This window comes from Nocardia rhamnosiphila NBRC 108938, from assembly GCF_000720425.1.
Classification (GTDB): Bacteria; Actinomycetota; Actinomycetes; order Mycobacteriales; family Mycobacteriaceae; genus Nocardia; species Nocardia rhamnosiphila.
Window position 1 is genome coordinate 287,854 of sequence record NZ_JOAJ01000009.1, and the last position, 22,100, is coordinate 309,953.

The 22,100-nt window shown below is 67.8% G+C and carries 19 protein-coding genes; 9 read left to right on the forward strand and 10 right to left on the reverse strand.

Annotated features, from left to right (window positions below; all coding sequences use genetic code 11):
- Window positions 1-129 precede the first annotated feature (129 nt).
- From IG75_RS0128055 to IG75_RS0128065, 3 genes are all read right to left on the reverse strand, one after another.
- A complete protein-coding gene (locus IG75_RS0128055) occupies window positions 130-813 on the reverse strand; it encodes a hypothetical protein (RefSeq protein WP_081877176.1) in 684 nt (227 codons plus the stop codon).
- A gap of 136 nt (window positions 814-949) precedes the next feature.
- Window positions 950-1,723, reverse strand: coding sequence for a MerR family transcriptional regulator (locus IG75_RS0128060; protein ID WP_030524347.1), 774 nt, complete (start codon window positions 1,721-1,723; stop codon window positions 950-952).
- 87 nt (window positions 1,724-1,810) lie between these two features.
- The gene (locus IG75_RS0128065; protein WP_245713246.1) at window positions 1,811-3,241 is read right to left on the reverse strand and encodes a SpoIID/LytB domain-containing protein; all 1,431 of its coding nucleotides are present in this window, start codon (window positions 3,239-3,241) and stop codon (window positions 1,811-1,813) included.
- 409 nt (window positions 3,242-3,650) lie between these two features.
- On the opposite strand from IG75_RS0128065, the gene IG75_RS0128070 reads away from it, so the two are divergent.
- Window positions 3,651-5,828 carry an N-acetylmuramoyl-L-alanine amidase gene (locus tag IG75_RS0128070; RefSeq protein WP_036515467.1) on the forward strand — a complete coding sequence of 726 codons (2,178 nt, stop codon included), beginning with the start codon at window positions 3,651-3,653 and terminating at the stop codon, window positions 5,826-5,828.
- A gap of 85 nt (window positions 5,829-5,913) precedes the next feature.
- Here IG75_RS0128070 and IG75_RS0128075 read toward each other — a convergent pair whose 3' ends face one another.
- Window positions 5,914-6,762: a Cof-type HAD-IIB family hydrolase gene (locus IG75_RS0128075; RefSeq protein WP_030524350.1), complete on the reverse strand. Its 849-nt coding sequence runs from the start codon at window positions 6,760-6,762 to the stop codon at window positions 5,914-5,916.
- A gap of 131 nt (window positions 6,763-6,893) precedes the next feature.
- On the opposite strand from IG75_RS0128075, the gene IG75_RS0128080 reads away from it, so the two are divergent.
- The 5 genes from IG75_RS0128080 to IG75_RS0128100 all read left to right on the forward strand — a co-directional run bounded on the left by IG75_RS0128080 (window position 6,894) and on the right by IG75_RS0128100 (window position 13,229).
- The gene (locus IG75_RS0128080) at window positions 6,894-7,871 is read left to right on the forward strand and encodes an ABC transporter permease (RefSeq protein ID WP_030524351.1); all 978 of its coding nucleotides are present in this window, start codon (window positions 6,894-6,896) and stop codon (window positions 7,869-7,871) included.
- A 70-nt stretch (window positions 7,872-7,941) separates the two neighbouring features.
- A complete protein-coding gene (locus tag IG75_RS0128085; RefSeq protein WP_051714979.1) occupies window positions 7,942-8,913 on the forward strand; it encodes an ABC transporter permease in 972 nt (323 codons plus the stop codon).
- The gene (locus tag IG75_RS0128090; RefSeq protein WP_081877178.1) at window positions 8,910-10,817 is read left to right on the forward strand and encodes an ABC transporter ATP-binding protein; all 1,908 of its coding nucleotides are present in this window, start codon (window positions 8,910-8,912) and stop codon (window positions 10,815-10,817) included. Before IG75_RS0128085 ends, IG75_RS0128090 begins: the two co-directional genes overlap by 4 nt.
- Before the next feature lie 43 nt (window positions 10,818-10,860).
- On the forward strand, window positions 10,861-12,534 hold the full coding sequence (locus IG75_RS0128095) for an ABC transporter family substrate-binding protein (protein ID WP_030524354.1): 1,674 nt from the start codon (window positions 10,861-10,863) through the stop codon (window positions 12,532-12,534).
- Window positions 12,531-13,229 (forward strand): hypothetical protein, encoded by a 699-nt coding sequence (locus IG75_RS0128100; protein WP_030524355.1) that lies wholly within the window; start codon window positions 12,531-12,533, stop codon window positions 13,227-13,229. The genes IG75_RS0128095 and IG75_RS0128100 overlap by 4 nt, the downstream gene beginning before the upstream one ends.
- 246 nt (window positions 13,230-13,475) lie before the next feature.
- Here IG75_RS0128100 and IG75_RS0128105 read toward each other — a convergent pair whose 3' ends face one another.
- The 6 genes from IG75_RS0128105 to IG75_RS0128130 form a co-directional block, all read right to left on the reverse strand.
- Window positions 13,476-14,303, reverse strand: coding sequence for a hypothetical protein (locus IG75_RS0128105; RefSeq protein WP_030524356.1), 828 nt, complete (start codon window positions 14,301-14,303; stop codon window positions 13,476-13,478).
- A gap of 184 nt (window positions 14,304-14,487) precedes the next feature.
- Complete coding sequence (hemC, locus tag IG75_RS0128110) at window positions 14,488-15,414, reverse strand: hydroxymethylbilane synthase (protein ID WP_030524357.1); 927 nt, start codon at window positions 15,412-15,414, stop codon at window positions 14,488-14,490.
- Between the two features lie 88 nt (window positions 15,415-15,502).
- Window positions 15,503-15,757, reverse strand: coding sequence for a Txe/YoeB family addiction module toxin (locus IG75_RS0128115; protein ID WP_030524358.1), 255 nt, complete (start codon window positions 15,755-15,757; stop codon window positions 15,503-15,505).
- Window positions 15,754-16,020: a type II toxin-antitoxin system Phd/YefM family antitoxin gene (locus tag IG75_RS0128120; protein ID WP_030524359.1), complete on the reverse strand. Its 267-nt coding sequence runs from the start codon at window positions 16,018-16,020 to the stop codon at window positions 15,754-15,756. The genes IG75_RS0128115 and IG75_RS0128120 overlap by 4 nt, the downstream gene beginning before the upstream one ends.
- A 344-nt stretch (window positions 16,021-16,364) precedes the next feature.
- Window positions 16,365-17,942: a Rieske 2Fe-2S domain-containing protein gene (locus tag IG75_RS0128125; protein WP_030524360.1), complete on the reverse strand. Its 1,578-nt coding sequence runs from the start codon at window positions 17,940-17,942 to the stop codon at window positions 16,365-16,367.
- A 44-nt stretch (window positions 17,943-17,986) separates the two neighbouring features.
- Window positions 17,987-18,922, reverse strand: a complete 936-nt coding sequence (locus IG75_RS0128130) for a hypothetical protein (protein ID WP_081877179.1) — start codon at window positions 18,920-18,922, stop codon at window positions 17,987-17,989.
- Between the two features lie 140 nt (window positions 18,923-19,062).
- Between IG75_RS0128130 and IG75_RS0128135 the strand changes: the two genes are divergently transcribed.
- The 3 genes from IG75_RS0128135 (at window position 19,063) to IG75_RS0128145 (ending at window position 22,092) form a co-directional block, all read left to right on the forward strand.
- Complete coding sequence (locus IG75_RS0128135) at window positions 19,063-19,833, forward strand: lysophospholipid acyltransferase family protein (protein ID WP_030524362.1); 771 nt, start codon at window positions 19,063-19,065, stop codon at window positions 19,831-19,833.
- Window positions 19,834-19,900: 67 nt separating this feature from the next.
- The gene (locus IG75_RS0128140; protein WP_030524363.1) at window positions 19,901-20,641 is read left to right on the forward strand and encodes a lysophospholipid acyltransferase family protein; all 741 of its coding nucleotides are present in this window, start codon (window positions 19,901-19,903) and stop codon (window positions 20,639-20,641) included.
- Between the two features lie 512 nt (window positions 20,642-21,153).
- The gene (locus tag IG75_RS0128145; protein ID WP_030524364.1) at window positions 21,154-22,092 is read left to right on the forward strand and encodes a hypothetical protein; all 939 of its coding nucleotides are present in this window, start codon (window positions 21,154-21,156) and stop codon (window positions 22,090-22,092) included.
- The last annotated feature ends 8 nt before the right edge of the window (window positions 22,093-22,100 follow it).

The window sequence follows — 22,100 nt, forward strand, 5'->3', positions numbered from 1 at the left end:
CCAGTCGGAGTCGGAAGGTCAGGGGTATTGCCAGGTGAGCGGCTTTCCGCGCCGTCCGTCGCGGAAAACACGCGCCGGGGCCGGCGCGGTCCGGCCCCGGCGCGGGAAAAGTGCCGTTCACCGGCGCTGTCAGCGGTAGCCGTACGGGGCGACGCCGTAGGCACCGACCGGAACGGGCGTGCGGGCGGCCTCGATCCACCGTTTGGTGGGAGCGATGGCCGCCAGCACGAGGGTGAGGACGGCGAAGAGCGGAGCACCGAGAACGCTGATACCGCCACCGACGGCGACCACACCGATCACGACGACGGTCAGCACGATCGAGAGCACGCAACCGAGGATGACCATCACTCGCCCGGTATTGCTGCGACGCAGCAGCAGGATGCCGCCGGTCAGGAGCAACAGAGCAAGGACGCTGTAGGCGATGCCGAGCACCACACCGGTACCTGCGAGGTCGAAATCGAAATCGATATCGGGCCCGCTGGAACTCGAGCTGGAACTGCTCCGGCGGCGGGCGCCGGTGGCCAGAACGGCGCCGTTGGTCAGCGAACTCTCGGAGGTGGCCGAGGCGAGCACGAACATTCCGAAGGCGGACAACGCGCTGGCGACCCCACCCAGCAGGGCGAGAATCCCGGCGGTGATACCGGTCCCCCCACTGGGCGGCGCCTGATATCCGTAGGTGCCGGCGAACTGCGGCCCCGGCGCATAGCCCATCTGCTGCGCAGGCGGGGGCGGGTAGGCGGGCGGCGGCGAATACGGCGGCGATGGAAACGGCGGGCCGGGCTGTTGCGGCGGGTGACCATACGGATAACTCACGGGACCTCCCCCTCGTCACGGTTTCGGGCACTGTACCGCGCGTCGTCGGCGACCGTCGGCGCGCCGATTCCCGGCAAATGTGAAACACGAGCACCCGCACACGTATTCGTATGCGGGTGCTCGGCGGACGCCTTCGCTATTCGAGATTGTTCTCGGCGTAGATGCGCATCGCGTCCCGGATCAGTTCCGCCGTGCCTTCCGCGTGCACGTCGTAGTTGGCTCCGAAACGTTCGTCGGCGACATACATTTCACCCAGGCCCGTGAATTCCTGCGCGCCGGGACGGCGGCCCTGCCAGCCGCCGGTCACCCATTCGTAATGCCGCCCGGTGATCTCCTGGACCTCGGCGCTGTCCGGTGTGAGCCCGGCTTTACGCGCCCGCCCGAAGGCCGCGGCGATATCGAGTTGTGCCTGCTGGAACGCCTGTTTCTCCGCGGCGCTCAGCGAACGCCACCAGCGGTCACCACCCTCGTAGGCGTCCTTGCCCCAGCGTTCGACGACCTCGTCCTTGTACTGCGTGTGATCGAATTCCTCGAAGACTTCCGCCGCCACGAGTCGTTCACCTCTTTCCAACTTGCCCAATGTGGTGTGTACCGACACGATCCGGCGGCCGATCCGGTCCTGTTCCTGCCGCAGCAGGTCCAGCTGGGCGCGCAGCGCGGTGATCGCGTCACGCTCCCCGGCGAGGATCTCTCCGATCACCGGCAGGCCCATGCCGAGTTCACGGAGCAGCAGGATCCGCTGCAGCCGGACCAGCGAGCGCTCGTCGTAGTAGCGGTAGCCGTTCACGCCGATCCGGCTGGGCGGCAACAGCCCCAGCTGCCCGTAGTGGCGCAGGGTGCGGCTGGTGGTTCCGGCCGCTTTCGCCAGATCCTGGATGGACCATTCGTCGTTGCGTGAACCCGCGCCCACGACCTTCACCTCTTCCGTTCCGCGTCGGTGCCACCAGCCTGCAAGTTGACGCAACGTAAAGGTCAAGCCGTCCGGCGACGGTGGTGACTAGAACACCTCGGTGGTCTCCATTCTCGTCGGGATCTGCTGGGCTCCGGGTACGGGCGCGGGCCGGTCGCCGTCGACTGTGCCGGACCCGGCCGGGTGGATGCCGAACTCCGGTGTGCTGTCCGGTGCGGCGCGGCCGGCCGGCATCCGGCCGGGAATCGTCGCCGCCTCGGAATCGGCCGTGCCCGGCCCGGAACTGCCGGATTCGGTATCGGCGGGCGCCGCGCCGTCGGTGAGGCCGGGTACGAGCTGCATCAACGTGTCGAAGTCGACGACCTGCGCACCCAGGTCGGCGGTGTAGACGATGACGCCGTTCTCGAACAGCCGGTATTTGCCCGCGTCCTCGGGCAGGGGCAGTTCCGGGGTGACGGGCAATCCGAGCGCGCCCTGCATACCACCCGTCTCCGCGTAGGCGGTATCGATCGGCGAGGGGGTCGTGCCCGGCGCGACACCCGGGAGCGTCCCGCCCGGGGATACCGGGAGCGAGCCTTCCGGGGTACGCGGCACCGGTGCACCCGATTTCGTGCCCTCCGGCGAGGCCTCGTTCCACGGTTCGGTGGTTTCCGGAGCGGCGCCCTCCGGCAGCGGGTTCACCGGCGGTGGTAGCGGCATCGGTGTGGTGACCGTGAGTTCGGCGGGTGTCGGTCCCACCTCAAGGGCCTGGATATCGGCCGGCGCCCCGCCGTCGGGTGCGGCGGAGTACTCGGCGCGCAGGATCCGCCCGTCGCGCAGCAGTACCCGGCCGGCCGTGGCCTCCACCGCGGCGGTGGTGCGCGGGTCCTCCTGAGCGGTACCGCTGTAGACCTGGCAGTCGGTGGTATCGCAGGTCTGTGCGTAGGGCTCGCGGGTTTCGGCGAGCGCGTAGGACCGGGCGGCGACCGCCTGGGCTTCCAGGGCGGCGGGCGCCCAGTCCGGCGGCATCTCCGCCGGGACCACGCCGAGCAGATAGTCCTGGATGTCCACCCGGTTGACGGTGCGGGCGTCCCCGTTCTCGGCGGCCACACCGAGGGACCCGCGGTAGGCGCCGCCGCCGCACAACGTCAGATGCTCCGCCGCCGGACGGTTCGGGTTGGGGTCGATCGGATAGACCCACGGATCCTGGATCGGGTTCTCCCACAGGACCGGTCCGTCGCAGCCCTGGGTGACCACCGCGTGCGCGCCCCCGTCGGGTAGCGGCGTGAGCCGGACGGCCTCGCCGGCCTGTAGTTCCTGTCCGGCGAGCCGCATACCGGCGGCGGAGGTGACGACCAGATCGGCGCCGTCCTGTTCCTGCAGCCGGACCGATACCGACGCCGGTCCGATGGTGCCGATCTCGGCGCCCGGATAGTAGTAGGCGAGGATCTGGTCGACGTTTTCCCCGTTGTCGGCGTTGCGCAGCGCACCGTGCTGACTCAGTCCGCGCCCGTGCCCCGGACCGGCCTCGGCAAGCATCCGGTATACCTCTCCCGGGCCGGGCACGAGGAGCGCCCCGCCGATGGCCAGAGCGGTCGCCCCACAGGCGAGTAATGGGCCTGGACGGATCCGCCGGCCTCTCATCGACTGCGGCATACCAGGAACTACCAGCGTGTTCCCCATACGCCCTGAGGCTTTCGGACGAGTCATGTTGTTTCTATATGACATGCGAGCACTCCCATCGTCAGCCCGGACGCTTTCGACTCGGTACGACGTCGGCATGTCGTTTCGACCGGCCACGCTCCGGGAGCTACATTCGAGCGAACAGGAAAGCCTCAACCTCAGGTTTAGATTTGTGACGAATGTGGCTAGTGTGGTCCGTGGGACTGAAGTTCGCAAGCATGACTTGCTCACCGATCACTGGTTGCAACCCTGATTGGAGAAGCTCGTGCCCTACCGCAAACCGAAGCGTTCCTGTGTACTGCCGGTTGTCGCGTTAGTAGCGGTAGCGGGCCCGATCCTGCTGCCCACGGTCACCGACCCGGGCAAATCGACCGACCAGATCGAACTCACCGCGGTGCCGCCCCAACTCACCGAACTCGCGCTGCGCAACGCCCCCGATACCGTGCTACCCCTGGGTGAGCTGACCGGCCTCGACCTGCCGGACCTGCGCCTGGGCGATCTGCAGGCACTCGGCGTGCCCGGCATCACCCCGAACGGTACGACCACACCCACCGATCCGAGCCGCCGGCTGCCGGGACGGCAGCCCGGTCTGGGGTTCGTCACCGAGGGCGGGCCCCCGCCCGCGGACACCCCCGCGCTCACCCCCGGCGTCATTCCGCCGGAATTCATGGACGCGGTCGGTGCGCAGGTCAAGGAACTGAACCGGGAACAGCCCTTCAGCATGGTCGCGCTGACCGCTCCGGACCTGGCGAATACCACCGTCATGATCCGGGCCAAACAGCCCGACGGCGGCTGGGGCCAGTGGTACGAGGCCAACCCGATCGACGGCGCCGACGGCGTAGCGGCCGGTGGCCCCACCGGCACCGACCCCATCTACGTCGGCAACACCACCTCGGTGCAGGTGCTCGTCACCCGGAAACCGCAGCAGCACGGCGACGATCCGCTCGGACGGACCCCCGCCGCGGCGGGTGGTCCGCAGCAGCCGCCCGACCTCACCGCCGTCCTCATCGACCCCGGTCGCGGCGCGGTCGACGATCAACTCCAGGACATCGCCGCCGCCCTGCCCGGCGGCGGCCCCCGGGTCATCACCCGCAACCAGTGGGGCGCCGACGAATCGATCCGCTGCCAGGAGCCCACCTACGACGACGGGCTGGGCGGAGTCACCGTGCATCACACGGCCGGCCGCAACGACTACAGCAAATCCGAATCGGCCGGGATCGTCCGCGCCATCTACGCGTACCACTCGCAGACCCTGGGTTGGTGCGATATGGGATACAACGCACTGGTCGACAAGTACGGGCAGATTTTCGAGGGGCGCTACGGGGGCCTGGACAAACCGGTGCAGGGCGCGCACGCGGGCGGTTTCAACGAGAACACCTCCGGAGTCGCGATCATGGGCGACTACCAGGTCGAACAGCCCACCGACGCCTCGATCGAGGCCACCGGCAAATTCATCGGCTGGCGGGCCCGGATCGCCGGTCTCGACCCCAAGGGCCAGACCACCATGTATTCGGAGGGCACCGAGTTCACCCCGTACGCGCAGGGTGAGGAAGTGCATCTGCCGGTGGTTTTCGCGCACCGCGACGTCGGCAACACCAGTTGCCCCGGCGATGCCGCCTACGCGCAGATGGACCGGATCCGCACGATCGCCGCCGGCGAAGCGGGCGCGACCCGGTCGTCGACCCCACGCAGCCGGGCCGCCCGCTCGGATCTCGCCGCACTGGCCGATCTCACCGCCAAACTGCTGACCATGGTGAACGACAATGTGATCGCGAAATATTGGGTCTCCAAAGGCGGTCCGGACGGGCCACTCGGCCAGGCCGCGTCCGAGCCGATGCCCGCGGCCCAGGGACAGCAGTACGCCCAATTCGTGAACGGCTACGTCTACACCACACCGGACGGCCAGGTGCACGAGGTCGTGGGCAAGGTCCTGGATCGCTTCCTGGAACTCGGCGCCGATACCGGTGCGCTCGGCCTGCCGCTCACCGACGCCTACCCGGTCCCCGAGGGGCTGCGCACCGACTTCCAGAACGGCTCCCTGATCCTGAACCAGGTGGCCGATATCGTCACCACCGTCTGGAAGACCTACAACGACACCTACCAGCAGCAGTTACAGGGGCAGGACACCCGGCCCGGCACCGCGCCGCACGCGATACCCGGCACCGGTCCGGCCCCGCGGGTCGCGGCACCGCCCGCACCTGTCGCCGGGCCGGTCGAAGGACAATCACCGGTACCGCAGGTCGCGGGCCCGGTCCCGGAAGCTGCGGCAGCTCCCGCACCTGTCGCCGGGCCCGCCGAAGGACAACCCCCGGTTCCGCAGTCCACGCCGGCGCCCGCCGCCCAGGCCGGTCCGCCGCCGGCCGAAGCAGGTCCGGGACCCGCCGCCGAAGCCGGTCCGGCACCTCCGCCGGAGCCCGCGGCACCGCCCCCACCGGCCGCCTGACCTCCGCGTACCGACCGCGCCGGATCGTGCCCCGCACGATCCGGCGCGGTCGTCTCGTCACGGGTGGTCCGCCGCTCCGCCGCGACTACCCTTCCCCCGGCCACCAGCGTTCGAGGATCTGCGCGACACCGTCCTCGCTGTTGGTCCCGGTGATCTCGTCGGCGGCCGCGAGCGCCTCCGGATGAGCGTGCCCCATCGCTACCCCCAGCCCGACCATGCGCAGCATCGGGATGTCGTTGGGCATATCGCCGAACGCGACCATATCCGCGGGATCGACTCCGAGCCGCTCGCCCAGGGTCCGCAGCCCCGACGCCTTGGTGACCCCGGGCGCGGAGATCTCGATCAGACCGTGTTCGGTGGAGTAGGTGATATCGGCGCGGTCGCCGATATGGGCGGCCAGCGTCACCGCCATATCGCCGCTGCGGGCGCCGGGTAGCCGGATCAGCATCTTGATCGCCGGGGTGTCGATGACCTCGTCGCGGGCCACGGCGGTGTCGTCGGGATTCAGCCAGGCGTGCTCGTACTGCGGTGAGCTGACGAATTGCGGAGTGGCCGCGTCGTGCGCGCTGGCGCCGATCCGTTCGGCCGCCAGCCCGCATCCCGGCAGCACCTTCTCCGCGATATCGGCGACCCAGGCCAGGGTTTCCACATCCAGCACCGAGGCACCGAGCACCTTGTCGGTCCCGGCGTCGTAGAGCACGGCGCCGTTACCGCATACACACAGCGGCGCGAACCCGAGCCCGGCCACCACCGGGGCGATCCAGCGCGGCGGACGTCCGGTGGCCAGCACGAACGGCACTCCGTCGGCGACCAGCGCCGCCACCGCGGCCCGGGTCCGCGCCGTAACCCGCTCATAGGGATCGATCAGGGTGCCGTCCACATCGGAGGCCACCAGTTCCGGTCGGGTCTGCCGCGTTGCGCTCACCCGTTCCATTCTGCTGGGTCGGCCGCGGCGCACCGGCGGGCATACCCGTTCGCGGGGCGAACACGCAGCAGGCCGTCCGTCGCGCATCCCCGGGGATCGCTCCCTATGATCAGGGGCTACACCTGATATCGAGGGGAACGATGGCCGGCTTTCTGCTACGACGGGCGCTCAACTACGTCGTGCTGCTGCTCTTGGCGTCCTTTCTCACCTTCAGCCTCGCTTCGCTGACCTTCCGGCCGCTGGACAGCCTGGAACAGCGCAATCCGCGACCGCCGCAGTCGGTGATCGACGCCAAGGCCGAGGAACTACATCTGAACGAGCCGATTCCGCAGCGCTACGTCACCTGGGTGACGGGTGCGGTGCACGGCGATTTCGGTGAGACGCTCGGCGGGCAGCCGGTGAGCGAGGAACTGGGCCGCCGGGTCGGGGTCAGTCTGCGGTTGCTGGTCCTCGGTTCGATCATCGGCACGGTCCTGGGTGTGCTCATCGGTGCGGCCGGCGCGATCCGCCAGTACAGATTCAGTGACTATTTCACGACCGTCGTATCACTGCTGATCTTGTCGACCCCGGTGTTCCTGCTGGCGACGCTGCTGAAATTCGGTGCGCTCGAGATCAACTCGGCCACCGGGACACAGATCTTCCTCTACACCGGCGAAACGTCGGCGACCAGTATCGAGGGGCTCGGCGCCCAACTGGTCGACCGCCTGCAACATCTGGTGCTGCCCACCCTGGCCCTGGCCCTGGGCGGGATGGCCGGATACAGCCGCTACCAGCGCAATGCCATGCTCGATGTCCTGCAGAGCGATTTCATCCGGACCGCCCGCGCCAAAGGACTCACCCGCAACCGGGCCCTCTACAAACACGGTCTGCGAACCGCCCTCATCCCGATGGCCACGCTGTTCGCCTACAGCCTCGGCGGGCTGATCACCGGCGCCACCTTCACCGAGAAGATCTTCGGCTGGCACGGCGTCGGGGAATGGCTGGTCGATTCCATCAACGCCCAGGACATCTACGTGGTCGCCACGGTGACCGCGTTCGCCGGGCTGGTGGTCCTGGTCTCGGGTCTGCTCTCCGATATCGTCTACGCGATTCTCGACCCCCGGGTGCGTGTGGGATGAGCGGGTCAGGCCCGGAGGCGGCAGCGAAGCGTAACCACGCAGGGCCCCCGATCATGCCCGAGGACACAGCATGAGCATCAACGAAACCGAGATCCTGGTCCAGGGCGCGCCCGAACCGGCCGCCTCCGGCCGGCGCAAACTCATCCTGCGCCGCTTCCTGCGCAATAAACCCGCGCTGGTCGGTACCGCGGTGCTGATCCTGATGTTCCTGGCCAGTTTCGCACTGCCGTCGTTCCTGCCCTACGACTATCAGGACATCGACTACACCGCCCTGCTCCAACCGCCGAGCCCACAGCATCCCTTCGGTACCACCGAGATCGGCCAGGACGTACTCGCCCAGACCCTGCGCGGGCTGCAGAAGTCGCTGATCATCGGCTTGTGCGTGGCCGTGTTCTCCACCACCATCGCCGCCGTCACCGGCGCGGTGGCCGGATTGCTGGGTGGCTGGACCGACCGGACCATCATGTGGGTGGTCGACCTGCTGCTGGTGGTGCCGAGTTTCATCATCGTGGCCCTGTTCGCGCCGCGTACCAAGGGCAGCGGTTCGATCGTGCTGCTGATCATCCTGCTCAGTGTGTTCGGCTGGATGATCAGCGCGCGGATCGTGCGCGGCCTGACCATGAGCCTGCGCGAACGCGAATTCGTCCGGGCCGCCCGCTATATGGGCGCGCCGACCCGGACGATCATTCTCACCCATATCGTGCCGAATATCGCCTCGATCCTGATCATCGACACCACGCTCACCGTCGGCGCCTCGATCATGGCCGAAACCGGGCTCAGCTTCCTCGGTTTCGGGGTACAGCCGCCGGATGTGTCGCTGGGCACGCTGATCGCGAACGGCACCAGTTCCGCCATGACCTATCCGTGGCTGTTCCTCTTCGCGGGCGGTCTGCTGATCATCACCGTGCTCTGCGCGAACCTCGTCGGCGACGGCCTGCGCGACGCCTTCGACCCCGGCGCGAAACGCGCCCGGTCCCGGCCGTCGCGGAAGGCGCGCAAGGCGGCGGAGAAGTCCCGGCAGGCGGAGGAAGCGCGGACATGACCGGAGAGACCACGACGGTGCAATCGGCAGCGGACCGGGCCGTACCCGGTGCATCCGGCTCGGGCCAGGGCCGTGCGCCCCTGCTGGAGGTATCGGATCTGCGCGTTTCGTTCCCCAGCGAAGAAGGCCGCGTCGACGCGGTCCGCGGGGTGGACTACACGGTCGCCGACGGCGAGGTCCTGGCGATCGTCGGCGAATCCGGATCCGGGAAATCGGTGTCCTCCCTCGCCGTGATGGGTCTGCTGCCCGAACAGGCCCGGGTCACCGGCTCGATCCGGTTGCGCGGACGGGAGCTGCTCGGCCTCGGCGACCGGGAACTGTCGAAACTGCGTGGTAGCGCGGTGAGCATGGTGTTCCAGGACCCCCTCTCGGCGCTCACCCCGGTGTACCGGGTGGGCGATCAGGTCGCCGAAGCACTACTCGCGCACGGGAACATGAGCAAGGCCGAGGCGGCGAAACGCGCGGTTGAACTACTCGATCTGGTCGGTATTCCCGACCCGGAACTGCGCGCGAAGGCCTTCCCGCACGAATTCTCCGGCGGTATGCGCCAGCGGGTGGTCATCGCCATGGCGATCGCCAACGATCCGGCGCTCATCATCTGCGACGAACCGACCACCGCACTCGATGTGACGGTGCAGAAGCAGATTCTGAACCTGCTGCGCAAAGCCCGCGATATCACCGGCGCGGGCGTCGTCATGATCACCCACGATATGGGTATCGCGGCCACCCTCGCCGATCGCGTGGCCGTGATGTACGCGGGCCGGATCGTGGAAACCGCCACCACCGCCCAGGTTTTCCGAAGTCCCCGGATGCCCTACACCGTGGGGTTGCTCGGCTCGATCCCGCGGATGGACGGGCCGCCCCGGGCACCGCTGATCCCGATCGTCGGCGCGCCTCCGGCCATGCACGCGCTGCCGCGGGGATGTTCGTTCGCGCCGCGCTGCCCGGTCGCGGTCGAGGACTGCCGCGCCGCGGAACCCCCGCTGGCCGAGACCGTTCCGGGCCATCGCGCGGCGTGCATCCGTACGGACGAGGTCGATTCGGCGGCGCTGTTCGACGCCTATCGCCGCGAGATCGGCGAGCCGGCGGCGCTTCCCGCGACCGACCCGCAGCCGGTACTGAAAGTGACGGATCTGGTCAAAACCTTCCCCATCACCTCCGGGGTGATACTGCGCCGCCGCAAGGGCGAGGTCCGCGCCGTGGACGGGATCGGTTTCGAGGTCCGCGCCGGACGCACCCTGGCCCTGGTCGGCGAATCCGGGTCGGGTAAATCCACCACCCTCACCCAGATCCTGGACATGGTGAAACCGCAGGCCGGGACCATCGAGATCATGGGCCGCGATACCGCCACCCTCGGCGCCGCGCAACGTCGTGAACTGCGCCGCAAACTACAGATCGTCTTCCAGGATCCCACGGCCTCACTGGATCCGCGGCTCCCGGTTTCCGATATCGTCTCCCAGCCGATGCGCATCGCGAAGCGGCCGAAATCCGAGATCGCCCAGCGCGTACCGGATCTGCTGCGGCAGGTGGGCCTGCGGCCCGAACACGCCGACCGCTATCCGGGCGATTTCTCCGGCGGCCAGAAACAGCGCATCTGCATCGCCCGGGCGCTGGCCCTGGACCCCGAACTGCTGGTGCTCGACGAGCCGGTGTCGTCACTGGATGTCTCGATCCAGGCGGGCGTGCTCAATCTGCTGCGCGACCTGCAGGCCGAACGCGGACTCTCCTACCTCTTCGTCTCCCACGACCTCTCGGTGGTGCGCAATCTGGCCCACGATATCGCGGTGATGTATCGGGGCAAGATCGTCGAAGCGGGTCCGGCGGAACAGATCTTCGGCGATCCGGGACACGAATACACACGATCACTGATCGATGCCGTGCCCGTACCCGTGGTAGAGGGTTGACGGACGTGTTCTCCGGACCCACCGGCAGGAAGGATGAACGGCCATGAGGATTCGATCATTGCGGAGGCTCGCGGTACCGCTGTGCACCGTAGCCCTGCTCGCGGCCGGTTGTGGTGCGAACGATTCGGGGGCACCCGAGGGCGCGGTCGCCGAACTGGGCACGGTCAACGACATCAACCCGCACGATGTGAGCGAACTGCGCGACGGCGGGAATCTGCGCTTGGCCGCCACGTCCTATCCAGAGCACTGGAACCCGATGCAGATCGACTCCGACGGTGAATCGGCGGGCATCATGCGCCCGATGCTGCCGCGCGCGTTCACCACCGACGCGGCCGGTGCCATCTCGGTCAACACCGACTTCTTCACCGGCGTCGAACTGACCAATACCGAGCCGCAGCAGGTCACCTACACCATCAATCCCAAGGCGGTGTGGTCCGACGGATCCCCGATCACCTGGGAGGACATCGCTTCCCAGGCCAACGCCATGAGCGGCAAGGATCCGAAGTTCCTGATCGGCAACACCAATGGATTCGACCGGATCGAGAAGGTCGAACGCGGCACCGACGACCGCCAGGCGATCATCACCTTCAAGAGCCACTACGCCGACTGGGCCGGTCAGTTCGCCGGTAACTCCATGCTGCTGCCGAAGGAAGCCACGGCCACACCGGACGCGTTCAACGAGGCCTGGCGCAACGCCCCCGGAAAGACCTCGGGTCCGTTCGTCATCCAGTCCACCGACCGTGGCCAGGGCCGGATCGTGCTCGGGCGCAATCCGAAATGGTGGGGCGCGACGCCGAAACTCGACACCATCACCTTCAGCGTGCTGTCGAGCGAAGCGATGGTGCCGGCGCTGGCCAACAACGAGATCGACGCCATCGGCCTGGCCACCCGCGACGATATGCAGACCGCCCGCAACACCCCCGGGGTGGCGATCCGGCGTGCTCCCGGTAACAGCTGGTCGCATCTGACCTTCAACGGCGCCCCGGGCTCGCTGCTGGAGGACCCGAAACTTCGGGTCGCCATCATCAAGGCGATCGACCGCGCCGGTATCGCCAAGGCCATGCAGAACGGCCTGGTGAATGACCCGCAGCCGCTTAACAACCACATCTTCATCCAGGGTCAGAAGGGCTATCAGGACAACAGTCTGCCCTTCGACCCCGAGGCCGCGAAGCAGGAACTCGATGCCCTCGGCTGGACGCTGAACGGGGACGTCCGGGAGAAGGACGGCCGCAAACTGGTGATCCGCGATGTCATGTACAACGACAAGACCTGGGTGCAGGTCGCGCAGATCATCCAGCAGAACCTGCGGCAGGTGGGGATCGAACTCGCCATCGAGACCAAACCCGGCAGTGGTTTCTTCACCGACAACATCCAGCCCGGCAATTTCGATGTCGGCCAGTGGGTGTGGATGGGTGACGCGTTCCCGCTGAGCAGCATCCCGCAGATCTGGGGCTACTACCCCGATAATCTGCAGGGTAACTACGGTCGCATCGGATCGCCCGAGCTGAACGATCTCATCGAGAAGACGCTGACCGAACTGGACCCGCAGAAGGCCATCGAACTGGCCAATCAGGTCGACCAGGAGGTCTGGGCCGAGGGTCATTCGATCCCGCTGGTGCAGTCGGCCGGAAACGTCGGCGTCCGCGACAACCTCGCCAACTACGGCGCCGCGGGACTGGCTTCCCTGGACTACACGAAAATCGGTTTCCTGAAGTGAGCTCCCGGATAGGCCATCCGCTGGCCTATCCGCTGTGCGTGACCATCGGCGCCCTCGCGGTACTCACCGCGTGGGCGCCGTTCGCCGATCCGGACCAGTTCAGCGCGCTGGTGGTGGTCGGCGCGGGCATCGTGGGATACAGCGGGTACCGGGCCGCGGTCGCGCTGGGGGCGGTGGGCTTCGGGGCGGAGAAGTCCAGGACAGTGGCGGTACGGCGGGTCAGGCAGGAATACCAGCTGGTCAGCCGCTCCTGGCTCGAGTTGCGCGACAATGGCGACGACAGCTGGCTCCCGGTGTACTTCACGCCGGAGCTGATCGGTTTCACCGGCGGCACCGCCCTGGTGACCGAGCGGCAGATCGTGCTGCGCCCCGATCCCGGCGGCACCGAGCTGCCCGGTGGACCGCGCGAGTTCCGGGTACTCCCGGCCGGCCGGGCCCGGGAGACCGAACCGCCCGGTCGCCTGGTCGACAATCCGATCCGGGTGGACCCGGACGCGGAGGCCCGGGTGGCCACCGCCGCGAAGACCACCCGCCGATTACTGCTGGACGCCCAGCCGGCGGTCGCCGCCCCGTTCGTCGCGCTGCTGTGGCTGTACGTGATGGGTGGCGGGACCGGCGCGTTCGTCGCCGCCATGTGCGTCGCGGCCGCGACCGGGACCTGGCTCAGCGCCGTCCGCGGGTCGGACCCGAGCTGAATGCCGTGCACGAGATACGGCCGAATCGATCGCCCGCGAACGGCCTACCTGCTCGGCGACGGCCCTTCGCAATCGGGACGCAATGCCTCGGCAGTTACGAGCAGTCACTCCGCGGGCCGTCGGTTCGCTCTGCGCTGGATCGCGTGCGCCGACTTCTCGGAATGGGGCTCGGAGTGTTCGAGTCGACCACCGGATCGAGTCTCCGGTCGATGGTAGTGCCGGTCTCCTTGTCGCTCCCTGTGGCGATCAATGATCGTCCGGGCCGAGGTCCCAGAGTGTGCGCAAGGTGGCTTCGGCCTCTTCGCGCCGCGTAATACCCGGCGTAATCGCACTGGGATGGTTTCCGATCTCCTCGGCGAGCACCGCCACGGCCCAGTCGCGGTCCGCGTCACCGGCTTCGATGGCATCGTCAAGTCGACGCAGGGCTTGCCCGAGGGGCACGGTAATACTCGGGCCGTGGGCCCGCTCCATCTCCCGGGCAATGCGGGCGGCGGCGAGATAGCCTTCGGCGTCGGGATCGAAGTGCTTTGCGAGGGCTGCATCACGCCAGTCCTCCCAGCGCTCGTCGGGCTCGGGTCGACGAACGTCCTGCCGCGGATGATCCAGCAGGTGATGCGCCTGTCCGACGGCGCTCGACAGTGACCCCACAGTCTGCCCGGGATTGACAAGGGGGGCCACCAGTACCTGCGGTCTTTCGCTGTCGGGGGCCACCACCATCAAGGGCCGGTCACCCTCTCGCGCGGTATCGGCCCGGCCGACGTGCCACCCTTCGGCACGAAGCCTGGTGATCATGGCGGTCAGCGTGGGCGAGAACGCGACGATATCGTCGATATCGTCGCCCAGCCCGGTCACGACTCGAGTCGACCCGCCGCTGTGATGGGAGAGAGGTTCGCGGGAGATCTGCTGCCAGGTGACACCGTGTGCGGCATCCGCAGCCGGCAGATGATGACCGGTCGTTACTTCGAGAATGTCCTTTTCGCGCTTCACCGACGCCGAGGCCCCGCCGGTCGCCGCTTTCGCGACCCGACCGGCGAGCTTCCGCAGCAACTGCGGCAACCCATCCGACTTGCCCATCTCGCACCTCCGCGCCACCTATTTTCGGGCGTGGGCGGATCTGCGAGACCCTCGGGGTGAGGTGACCGAGGGAGAAACCGGGGTCGAGAAGTGAGAGAAATTCGGCGAGAACAGTTTTGAGTGATCGCGAGTTCGGTCCTCTCGGCGAGGACCGGCCTCCGGTGCGCGGCGTCTGCGGGCGAACTCAGTGCGGGATGGAATCGATGATCGCCCGGGCGCCCTGACGCAGCAAATCGGAGCCGACGAAGAAACCGAGGGCCTGCGGATCCTCCGGTACGCCCCAGTGCTGCGAATCCAGCCACCGGGTGCCCTCGAGATCGAACACCTTTCCGCGCAGCGACAGCCGGCCGGTGGGTTCGATCACGCAGACCCCGGCGATCGGGGAATTGCAGTGCCCCTGCAGGGCGTGCAGCATGGCGCGTTCGGCGTCGGCGACGCGGCGCGTCTCGGCATGGTCGAGGTGCCCGGCGAGTTCACGGACCTCGTCGTCGGCGGCGCGACAGGCGAGGGTGAGCACGCCCGCGCCGATCGGCGGGCACATGACCTCGAGCGGCAGGATTTCGGTGATCCGGTCCTGCCGGCCGATGCGATGCATCCCCGCGACGGCGGCGATCAGCACATCGCAGTAACCGTCCTCCAGCCGCTCCAGCCGGGTGTTCATATTCCCGCGCAGCGGTTTCATCACCAGCCCCGGATAGTGCAGGCGCAGCTGTGCCGCCCGGCGCACCGAACTGGTCCCGACCACCGTCCCCGGCGGCTGCTCGGCCAAGGGCCGGCCGTCCTTGGTGATGATCGCGTCGCGCACATCGTCGCGCTCCGGGAAACCGGCGAACGCGATACCTTCCGGGATCGGGATATCGCCGGGAATGTCCTTCAGGCAATGCACGGCGAGATCGGCCCGGTCCTCCAGCAGCGCGTCGTCGATCTCCTTGACGAAAGCCCCCTTGCCGCCGAGCTTCGCCAGATCACCCATCCAGCGGTCGCCGGCGGAGGTCACTTTCACCAGTTCGGTTTCGACACCGAACTCGGACAGACCGGCCGCGACCTGCTCGGCTTGGGCTACTGCCATAGGACTGGCCCGGGTCGCGACCCGGATAATGCGCGAGGCCATGGCGTGACTCTACCGTTGCCGTAATTCGCCCTGAAGGGCGGTGGAACGCCTTCGGGCCGGAGTGACCCTGGTTACGGCCGGATGAAGGTCAGTAGTGATAGCGAGCCTGGGCGATAAGGATGTTGTCGCCGGAGACGGCATAGACCAGGCGGTGCTCGTCGTTGATCCGGCGAGACCAGTACCCGGACTTATCGCCCTTCAACGGCTCGGGCTTGCCCAACCCGGTGAACGGGTCACGGTCGATATCGTCGATCAAACGCATGACCCGCAACGCCATTTTGCGATCGGTGGAGATCCAGTGGCCGAGGTCTTCGAATGCGACCTTCGCGAATGTGACTTTCATTCGAGCTCTTCGGCGAGCTTCGCCAAGTCCACTTCGACAGAATCACCGGCCTCGAGCTGGGCAATACCTTGCGCGAGGCGCGCAGCATTGACGGGAGAACGCATGAGGTAGAGGGTTTCGCGAAGAGAGTTGTACTCGTCCTCGGAGATCAGCACGGCATTGCCTTTGCGGCTGGTGATATGCACGGCGACGGCGTCGTCGTTCACCTGTTCGATAAGCGGGTACAGGTTGGCCCGCGCCTCGCTGGCGGACATGCTGGTCATCGGCCGTTCCCTTCCCTGCGTCGCCACTGAATGGTACCGGTTTATGGTACGTGTCGTCGAGCAATCCGGGTAGGCGCAACCTTGCCGGCCGCAGAACCGCAGGCAGGTATGCCACCTACCACGTGACCAACGGCAGCCCAGGAATCCGTCGAGAGGTAGTGGAGGCGGCGCCATCGCTCTCTGGGATCCGCGCGTCGACCAGCTTCGCCGGGTTCAGCCAGCCGACCGGGTCCTCGGGCCACGCTGCCGGATAGCGATCCGCCTCATGCACTCGGCGCAGGGCCGCAACACATGCCGGTAGGTCGGCGAGGGCTCTGGGCCGGATATCCACCGACCACACCGCGCTACCCGGCCGGTTCGGACACCTTCCGGGAGCGCAGCTCATGCCCCTTGGAGGTCTTGCAGCGGCCCGACTCCAGATCCCACTGCCAGCCGTGCAGGTTGCAGGTCAGCGTCTTTCCGTCCACCACACCGAATTTCGACAGGTCGGCCTTCAGATGCGGGCAGCGACGCTGGATCTCCCAACCGGCCACCTCCACCGAGGCCGAATCGTCGTGCGCTTCGGAGAACCAGCCGTCCGCGTAGGCGATCCGCTCGTCGGTGAGGCATTTGAAGAAGGTGTACAGGTACTCGTTGTACCCGCCGATCCGCCACGCCTGGAAACGGGTGGACAGGAAAATGGTGTTCACCCAGTCGGGTTCGTTGTCCCGCAGGACGGTGCGCACCAGTTCGGGGGCGATCCGGAAGCCGTAGCGGTATTTGCCCTCGCCCTCCAGCGGCGCGCGCACGGCCCGCTTCGGGAAGTCCAGGACCACGGTCTCCTCGCCGATCACGAGCCCGACCGGGTAACCGATACCGTCGCAGATCAGATCGCTCTGCGCCATGATCGGCTCGAACAGCGCCTGCAGCGGTTCCAGCAGAGGTTCGCCCTCGGCGGGCGCCCAGGTCTTCTTCTCCGCCACCAGCACCGGCGCCAGCCGCTGCGCCATCTTTTCGATGTACGCGGCCTTGTCGGTCCAGATGGTGTCGGGATCGTAGGGGTGATCCAGTTCGAGTTCGGCGCCGTGCACCTCGACCACCGAACCGGGCACCATCAGCACGCCGCGGTCGTGACCGTGCTCGCGCATCTGCTCGAGGAAGACCATCTGGTCGGGGAAGATATTGCCCTCGTCACCGTGGTCGTCGTTGAGATAGCGCAGTTCGTCGTCGAGGAAAACCGGCGGTCCGGCGGACGGGACCACCCAGGTGGCGCCGACCTGCTCGATATAGCTGCGGGCCCGGTCCATTCCGCGCTGCCGCTTCTGTTTACCGAAATTCGATTTCGTCCGGGCCGGGATGTCGTAGACCATCGGATACCAGATGGCGCCCGAGTACTGCAGCAGATGAATATCGATCGTGCCGAACGCCTCGTGCAGCACGTCCATATCGACCGGCCGCGCGTCGTTCATATTGAAACAGGTGGTTTCGCCGTCGGAGACGATCAGCCCGGAATCACCGATCGGGCCGTCCGCGGGGGCGCGCAGCGCGACGATCATGATCTCCAGTTCGGCGCCCGGATCGCCGCCGCCGATCCCCATCGACCCGTTGATCTTGTGTTTGACCGAATCCTCGGTCTCGAAGAATTTGTGGAAGCCCAGTTTCTCCAGCTCACGGCGCAGATCCGGGACCGGGTAGTCGGGCAGCAGAACGGTCGCGTCCTTGTTCACGTACTCGGCCAGATGCGCGGCGTCGAAATGGTCGCGGTGCAGATGCGACACATAGAGGAAATCGCAGTTACCCAGTTCCTCCCAGTCGAGCTGGGTGTTGTCCGGGAAAGGGAACCAGGAACCGAAGTACGCGGGGTTCACCCAGGGATCGCATAGGATCGAACCGGCCGCGGTCCGGATATGGAATCCCGCATGTCCGACGCTGGTGATCTGCACGAGCTCGCTCCTCCTGACCGTTTACGGCCCTCCAGGGTAGTGCTTCAGGACGAAATGTCCCCGATGCAGTAGCCGTCATCACCCTGTTCGAGTAGAAATGTCCGGTTCTGCGTGATTCCGGACTCATTCGTCACCGGCACCGCGACGGCCATATATCCGGTCGTGAGCGGCTGGGAACTGATCTGCTGATCGGTGAATCCGGTGATCGAGCCGAGCGTACCGGGATTCTCGGCGAGCGGCGCGGCCACGGGCGCGCCGGTGGCCTCCGGATCCCAGGTGGCCGGGCTCGCCGCGCAGACCAGAGGGTACTGCTCCTCCAGGTCGGCGGGGTCCAGCGGCTGCCCGGCCGAGCGGGCCAGGTAGCGGCGCACGGTGTGCCGGGCGTCGGCGGCGTCGTAGACCGGTTCCACACCCGCCTCGGACACCCGGCCGCAGGCATACCCGGCGGCCACCCGGTGCTCGTCCACGGTGACCGTGGTGACTCCGTCGGTCCAGGTGAGCATGCCGTCCACCGCGGCACCCGGCTGGGCCAGCGCGCTGAGCACGGCGTCGCGGTCGGTGTACATGGTCTGCACGGTGAGCGGCGGAATGGTCCAGCAGGTGCTCTGCAGGGTCGCGATATCCGCCGACCGCAGGTCGGCGGCGAACCGTTGCAGCGCGGGGGCGGCGTCGGGCACCCCGGGGACCGCGCCGACCGCGGGCGCGTCGGCGGGGACCGGTGGCAGTGGGGGAACCGACGGCGGTGCGCCCGCGGACGTCGCCTGCTGCTCCGTGCTCGGCGCGTCGCCCTCGGAGGCCTGCACCGGCGGGCTGCCGGCATCGTCGCCCGGGATTCCGGATACCGAGTCGCATCCGGTGCCGAGCAGCACTCCGGATACCGCGAGCCCGACGGCGAGAGCGCGAACGCGGGCGCGTCGCGCGGTCTCACGGCCGATTCGGCGCAACGGTACGGGACGGGCGCGTTCCACTTCGACGATCACCTTTCCTGCGGTACATAGCGGTTCGGTCGAGACATCGGGGTTCGACCGCACCACGGCGGGCCCGGGATCCGGCGGGCCGGGGCGCGCGCGGCGGACCGGACGCTGCCGGTCATCATGACAGCGACTACGCTAGCGGACTTGTGGAACCCGTCTACCGGACGATCATCGGGCTGGCCCGGACCGTCTTCTTTCTCGAGGGCCTGAAGTTCACCGTCACCGGCGATGAGAACATTCCCGCGGCAGGGGGCGCGGTGCTCGCGGTCAACCACACCGGGTACATGGATTTCACCTATGCGGGTCTGCCGGTACGCACCCCCAAACGCTATATCCGCTTCATGGCCAAGAGCGAGGTCTTCGACAACAAGATCGCCGGGCCGATCATGCGTGCTCTCAAACATATTCCGGTGGACCGGGCCGCGGGCGCCGACTCGTACAAGGCCGCGGTGGATTATCTGCGGCGCGGCGAACTGGTCGGCGTATATCCCGAAGCCACCATCAGCCGCAGTTTCGAGATCAAGGACCTGAAATCCGGCGCCGCCCGGATGGCGATCGAGGCCGGCGTACCGATCATCCCGATCACCATCTGGGGCGCCCAGCGGGTCTGGACGAAAGGTCATCCGAAACGGCTGGGCCGCACCAACACCCCCATCTCCATCGCCGTCGGCACACCGATCCAGCCCTATGAACCGGCGTCCGAACTCACCGCCGAACTCAAGACCGCCATGCAGGAACTACTGCGCGGCCTGCAGGAGAACTACGCCCACGAACCCGGTGCCTACTGGGTTCCGGCCCGGCTCGGGGGCGGTGCGCCTACCCTGGAAGAAGCCGATGCGATGGACGCCGCCGAGGTCGCGGAACGGATCGCCCGGAGACGGGCCGAACTCACCGGCCAGGACGACACCGGCGCGTAACGTTACCCACCATGGGCGGGTAGGTGCCGAGCAGCGGGTAACCCGCAGGTAGTGAGCAGGAGTTGCGATGGCGCGGGAGCCGGTTTTCGATGTGCTGGCCGGGCTGGCGCACACCGTCCTCTTCGCGCAGGGGGTGCGCCTCGATATCCGCGGGCAGGAGAACATCCCGCGCACCGGGGGCGCGGTGCTTGCGGTGAACCACACCTCCTACCTGGATTTCATGGAGGTCGGGGTCGTGGGACGCCGGTCGGGCCGCAATGTGCGGTACATGATGAAAGCCGAACTCGAGCACGGCATCGTCGGATTTCTCATGAAGCACTGCAAAGCGATCGGCGTCGACCGGACCGCCGGCGCGGAATCGTTCGGCCGGGCCGTCGACGCGCTGCGCGACGGTGAGCTCGTCGTGGTCTATCCGGAGGCCACCATCAGCCGCAGCTTCGAATTGAAGGAATTCAAATCCGGTGCGGCGCGCATGGCGCTGGAGTCGGGGGCCCCGATCGTTCCACTCACCATCTGGGGAGCACACCGCATCTGGACCAAAGGTTTCCCGAAACAACTGGGCCGGCACAACTTCCCGGTCCACATCCGCATCGGCGAACCGCTGGTCGCCGCCGGTTCGGTCGACGAGGTGACCACTGCGCTACGCGGCCGGATGAGCGAACTCCTGACGGCGGCGCAGGAGGGGTACCCGATGCCCGCCGGTCGGCCGTGGGTCCCGGCCCGGCTGGGCGGCAGTGCTCCGACGCTCGAGCAGGCCGCGGTCCTGGAAGCCGAGGAGTACGCCCGGAGGCGGATCCAACGGCCATAGGCTCCGGCGCCTGTAGGGTCCGGCGCGGTTCCCGGAACGGGATCGGAGACCACCGGGCCGTTCGGGTACCCACCCGGACCTGACCGGGATCAGAACTGTCCCGCGGCACGTCCTGTCCCGCGGCACGTCCTGGTCCGTGTTCCGCCTCGGGACCTCGGACGCCGACGCAACCCACGTGCGTCGAGTCTTACGAGACACCTCAAAGGGGTGAGGCCCGTCTCGCCGTTTCGGCCTCGAAGCGCATGCGCCGCAGGCGCGAGTCTCGAGGCCGAAACGGCGAGACCAAGGGGGCCTCAACCCCGCGCCGGGCTGCTCGCGAAGGCGGTCGGATGCGAGGCTCGCCGAGCATGCGGAATGAGCGGCGAACGGGCAAACAGCGCCGAGCCTGGCGTCAAGCGACCGATCAACCTTCCCACCTGCCCTGTTGACAAAATACCCTAGGGGGGTACCGTAACAACTGGAGAGCGCGAGGGCGGAGAGCCGCCGGAGCCTCCACGGAAACGGAGCATCGAATGAATACGCCGACAAAGTTCGCCGGGTTCGCGCTCGGACTCGTCGCGTTGTTCGGGGTCGCGCTGGGCGTCGGTGCCCTGGCCGGCACCGGGGACAGCGAACCGGAAGCCCACGACGCCGCGGCCGGGGAACCCGCCGGGGACGCGACCCCCGGTGGGCTGACCAGCAGCGCCGGGGGCTACACCCTGGTCCTGGACGAGCCGGTCACCAGCGCCACCCGCGCGGCGACCCTGCGGTTCCGGATCGAGGACAGCACCGGGCGGCCGGTGACGCGGTACACCCCGAACCACGAGAAAGACTTGCATCTGATCCTGGTTCGCCGTGATACCGCCGGTTACCAGCATCTGCACCCGGCGCTTGGACCGGACGGCACCTGGAGCACCCCGGTCGACCTCACCCGTGCCGGCGACCACCGGGTCTTCGCCGATTTCGTCACCGCCGAGGGGCAACCCTTCACTCTGGGAGCGGAACTGCGGGTCGCCGGGCAGTACACGCCGCGTCCGCTACCGGCGCCGAACACCACCGTCACCGTGGACGGCTACACCGTCGCCCTGAACGGCACCGTCGCTCCCGGGCGCGCCACCGATGTCACTTTCAACGTCACCCGCGACGGCGGGCCCGTGACGGACCTGCAGCCCTATCTGGGGGCGTACGGTCATCTCGTGGCGCTGCGGACCGCCGACCTCGGCTATCTCCACGTCCATCCGGCCGGTCACCCGGGTGACGGGAGCACCCCGGCCGGACCGGGCGTAACCTTCGCGGTGACGGCACCCGGACCGGGCGACTACCGGCTGTTCTTCGAGTTCCGCCACGGCGGGGCCGTACACCGCGCCGAGTTCACCGTGCCCGTCGCGGAAACCGCCGGGGACCAGGCCGGGCACACCCCGGCAGACGCGCAGACCGCCCCCGAACCCACCGGACACGGCCATGGGCACTGACCCCCGGC

What these genes read in the sequence shown, in the direction of transcription:
- IG75_RS0128105 (WP_030524356.1), bottom strand. Translation starts at nt 14,303, where the DNA reads ATGGGCAAGTCGGATGGGTTGCCGCAGTTGCTGCGGAAGCTCGCCGGT.
- IG75_RS0128075 (WP_030524350.1), bottom strand. Translation starts at nt 6,762, where the DNA reads ATGGAACGGGTGAGCGCAACGCGGCAGACCCGACCGGAACTGGTGGCC.
- IG75_RS0128145 (WP_030524364.1), top strand. Translation starts at nt 21,154, where the DNA reads ATGAATACGCCGACAAAGTTCGCCGGGTTCGCGCTCGGACTCGTCGCG.
- IG75_RS0128090 (WP_081877178.1), top strand. Translation starts at nt 8,910, where the DNA reads ATGACCGGAGAGACCACGACGGTGCAATCGGCAGCGGACCGGGCCGTA.
- IG75_RS0128080 (WP_030524351.1), top strand. Translation starts at nt 6,894, where the DNA reads ATGGCCGGCTTTCTGCTACGACGGGCGCTCAACTACGTCGTGCTGCTG.
- IG75_RS0128095 (WP_030524354.1), top strand. Translation starts at nt 10,861, where the DNA reads ATGAGGATTCGATCATTGCGGAGGCTCGCGGTACCGCTGTGCACCGTA.
- IG75_RS0128115 (WP_030524358.1), bottom strand. Translation starts at nt 15,757, where the DNA reads ATGAAAGTCACATTCGCGAAGGTCGCATTCGAAGACCTCGGCCACTGG.
- IG75_RS0128085 (WP_051714979.1), top strand. Translation starts at nt 7,942, where the DNA reads ATGAGCATCAACGAAACCGAGATCCTGGTCCAGGGCGCGCCCGAACCG.
- IG75_RS0128120 (WP_030524359.1), bottom strand. Translation starts at nt 16,020, where the DNA reads ATGACCAGCATGTCCGCCAGCGAGGCGCGGGCCAACCTGTACCCGCTT.
- hemC (WP_030524357.1), bottom strand. Translation starts at nt 15,414, where the DNA reads ATGGCCTCGCGCATTATCCGGGTCGCGACCCGGGCCAGTCCTATGGCA.
- IG75_RS0128140 (WP_030524363.1), top strand. Translation starts at nt 19,901, where the DNA reads ATGGCGCGGGAGCCGGTTTTCGATGTGCTGGCCGGGCTGGCGCACACC.
- IG75_RS0128065 (WP_245713246.1), bottom strand. Translation starts at nt 3,241, where the DNA reads ATGCTTGCCGAGGCCGGTCCGGGGCACGGGCGCGGACTGAGTCAGCAC.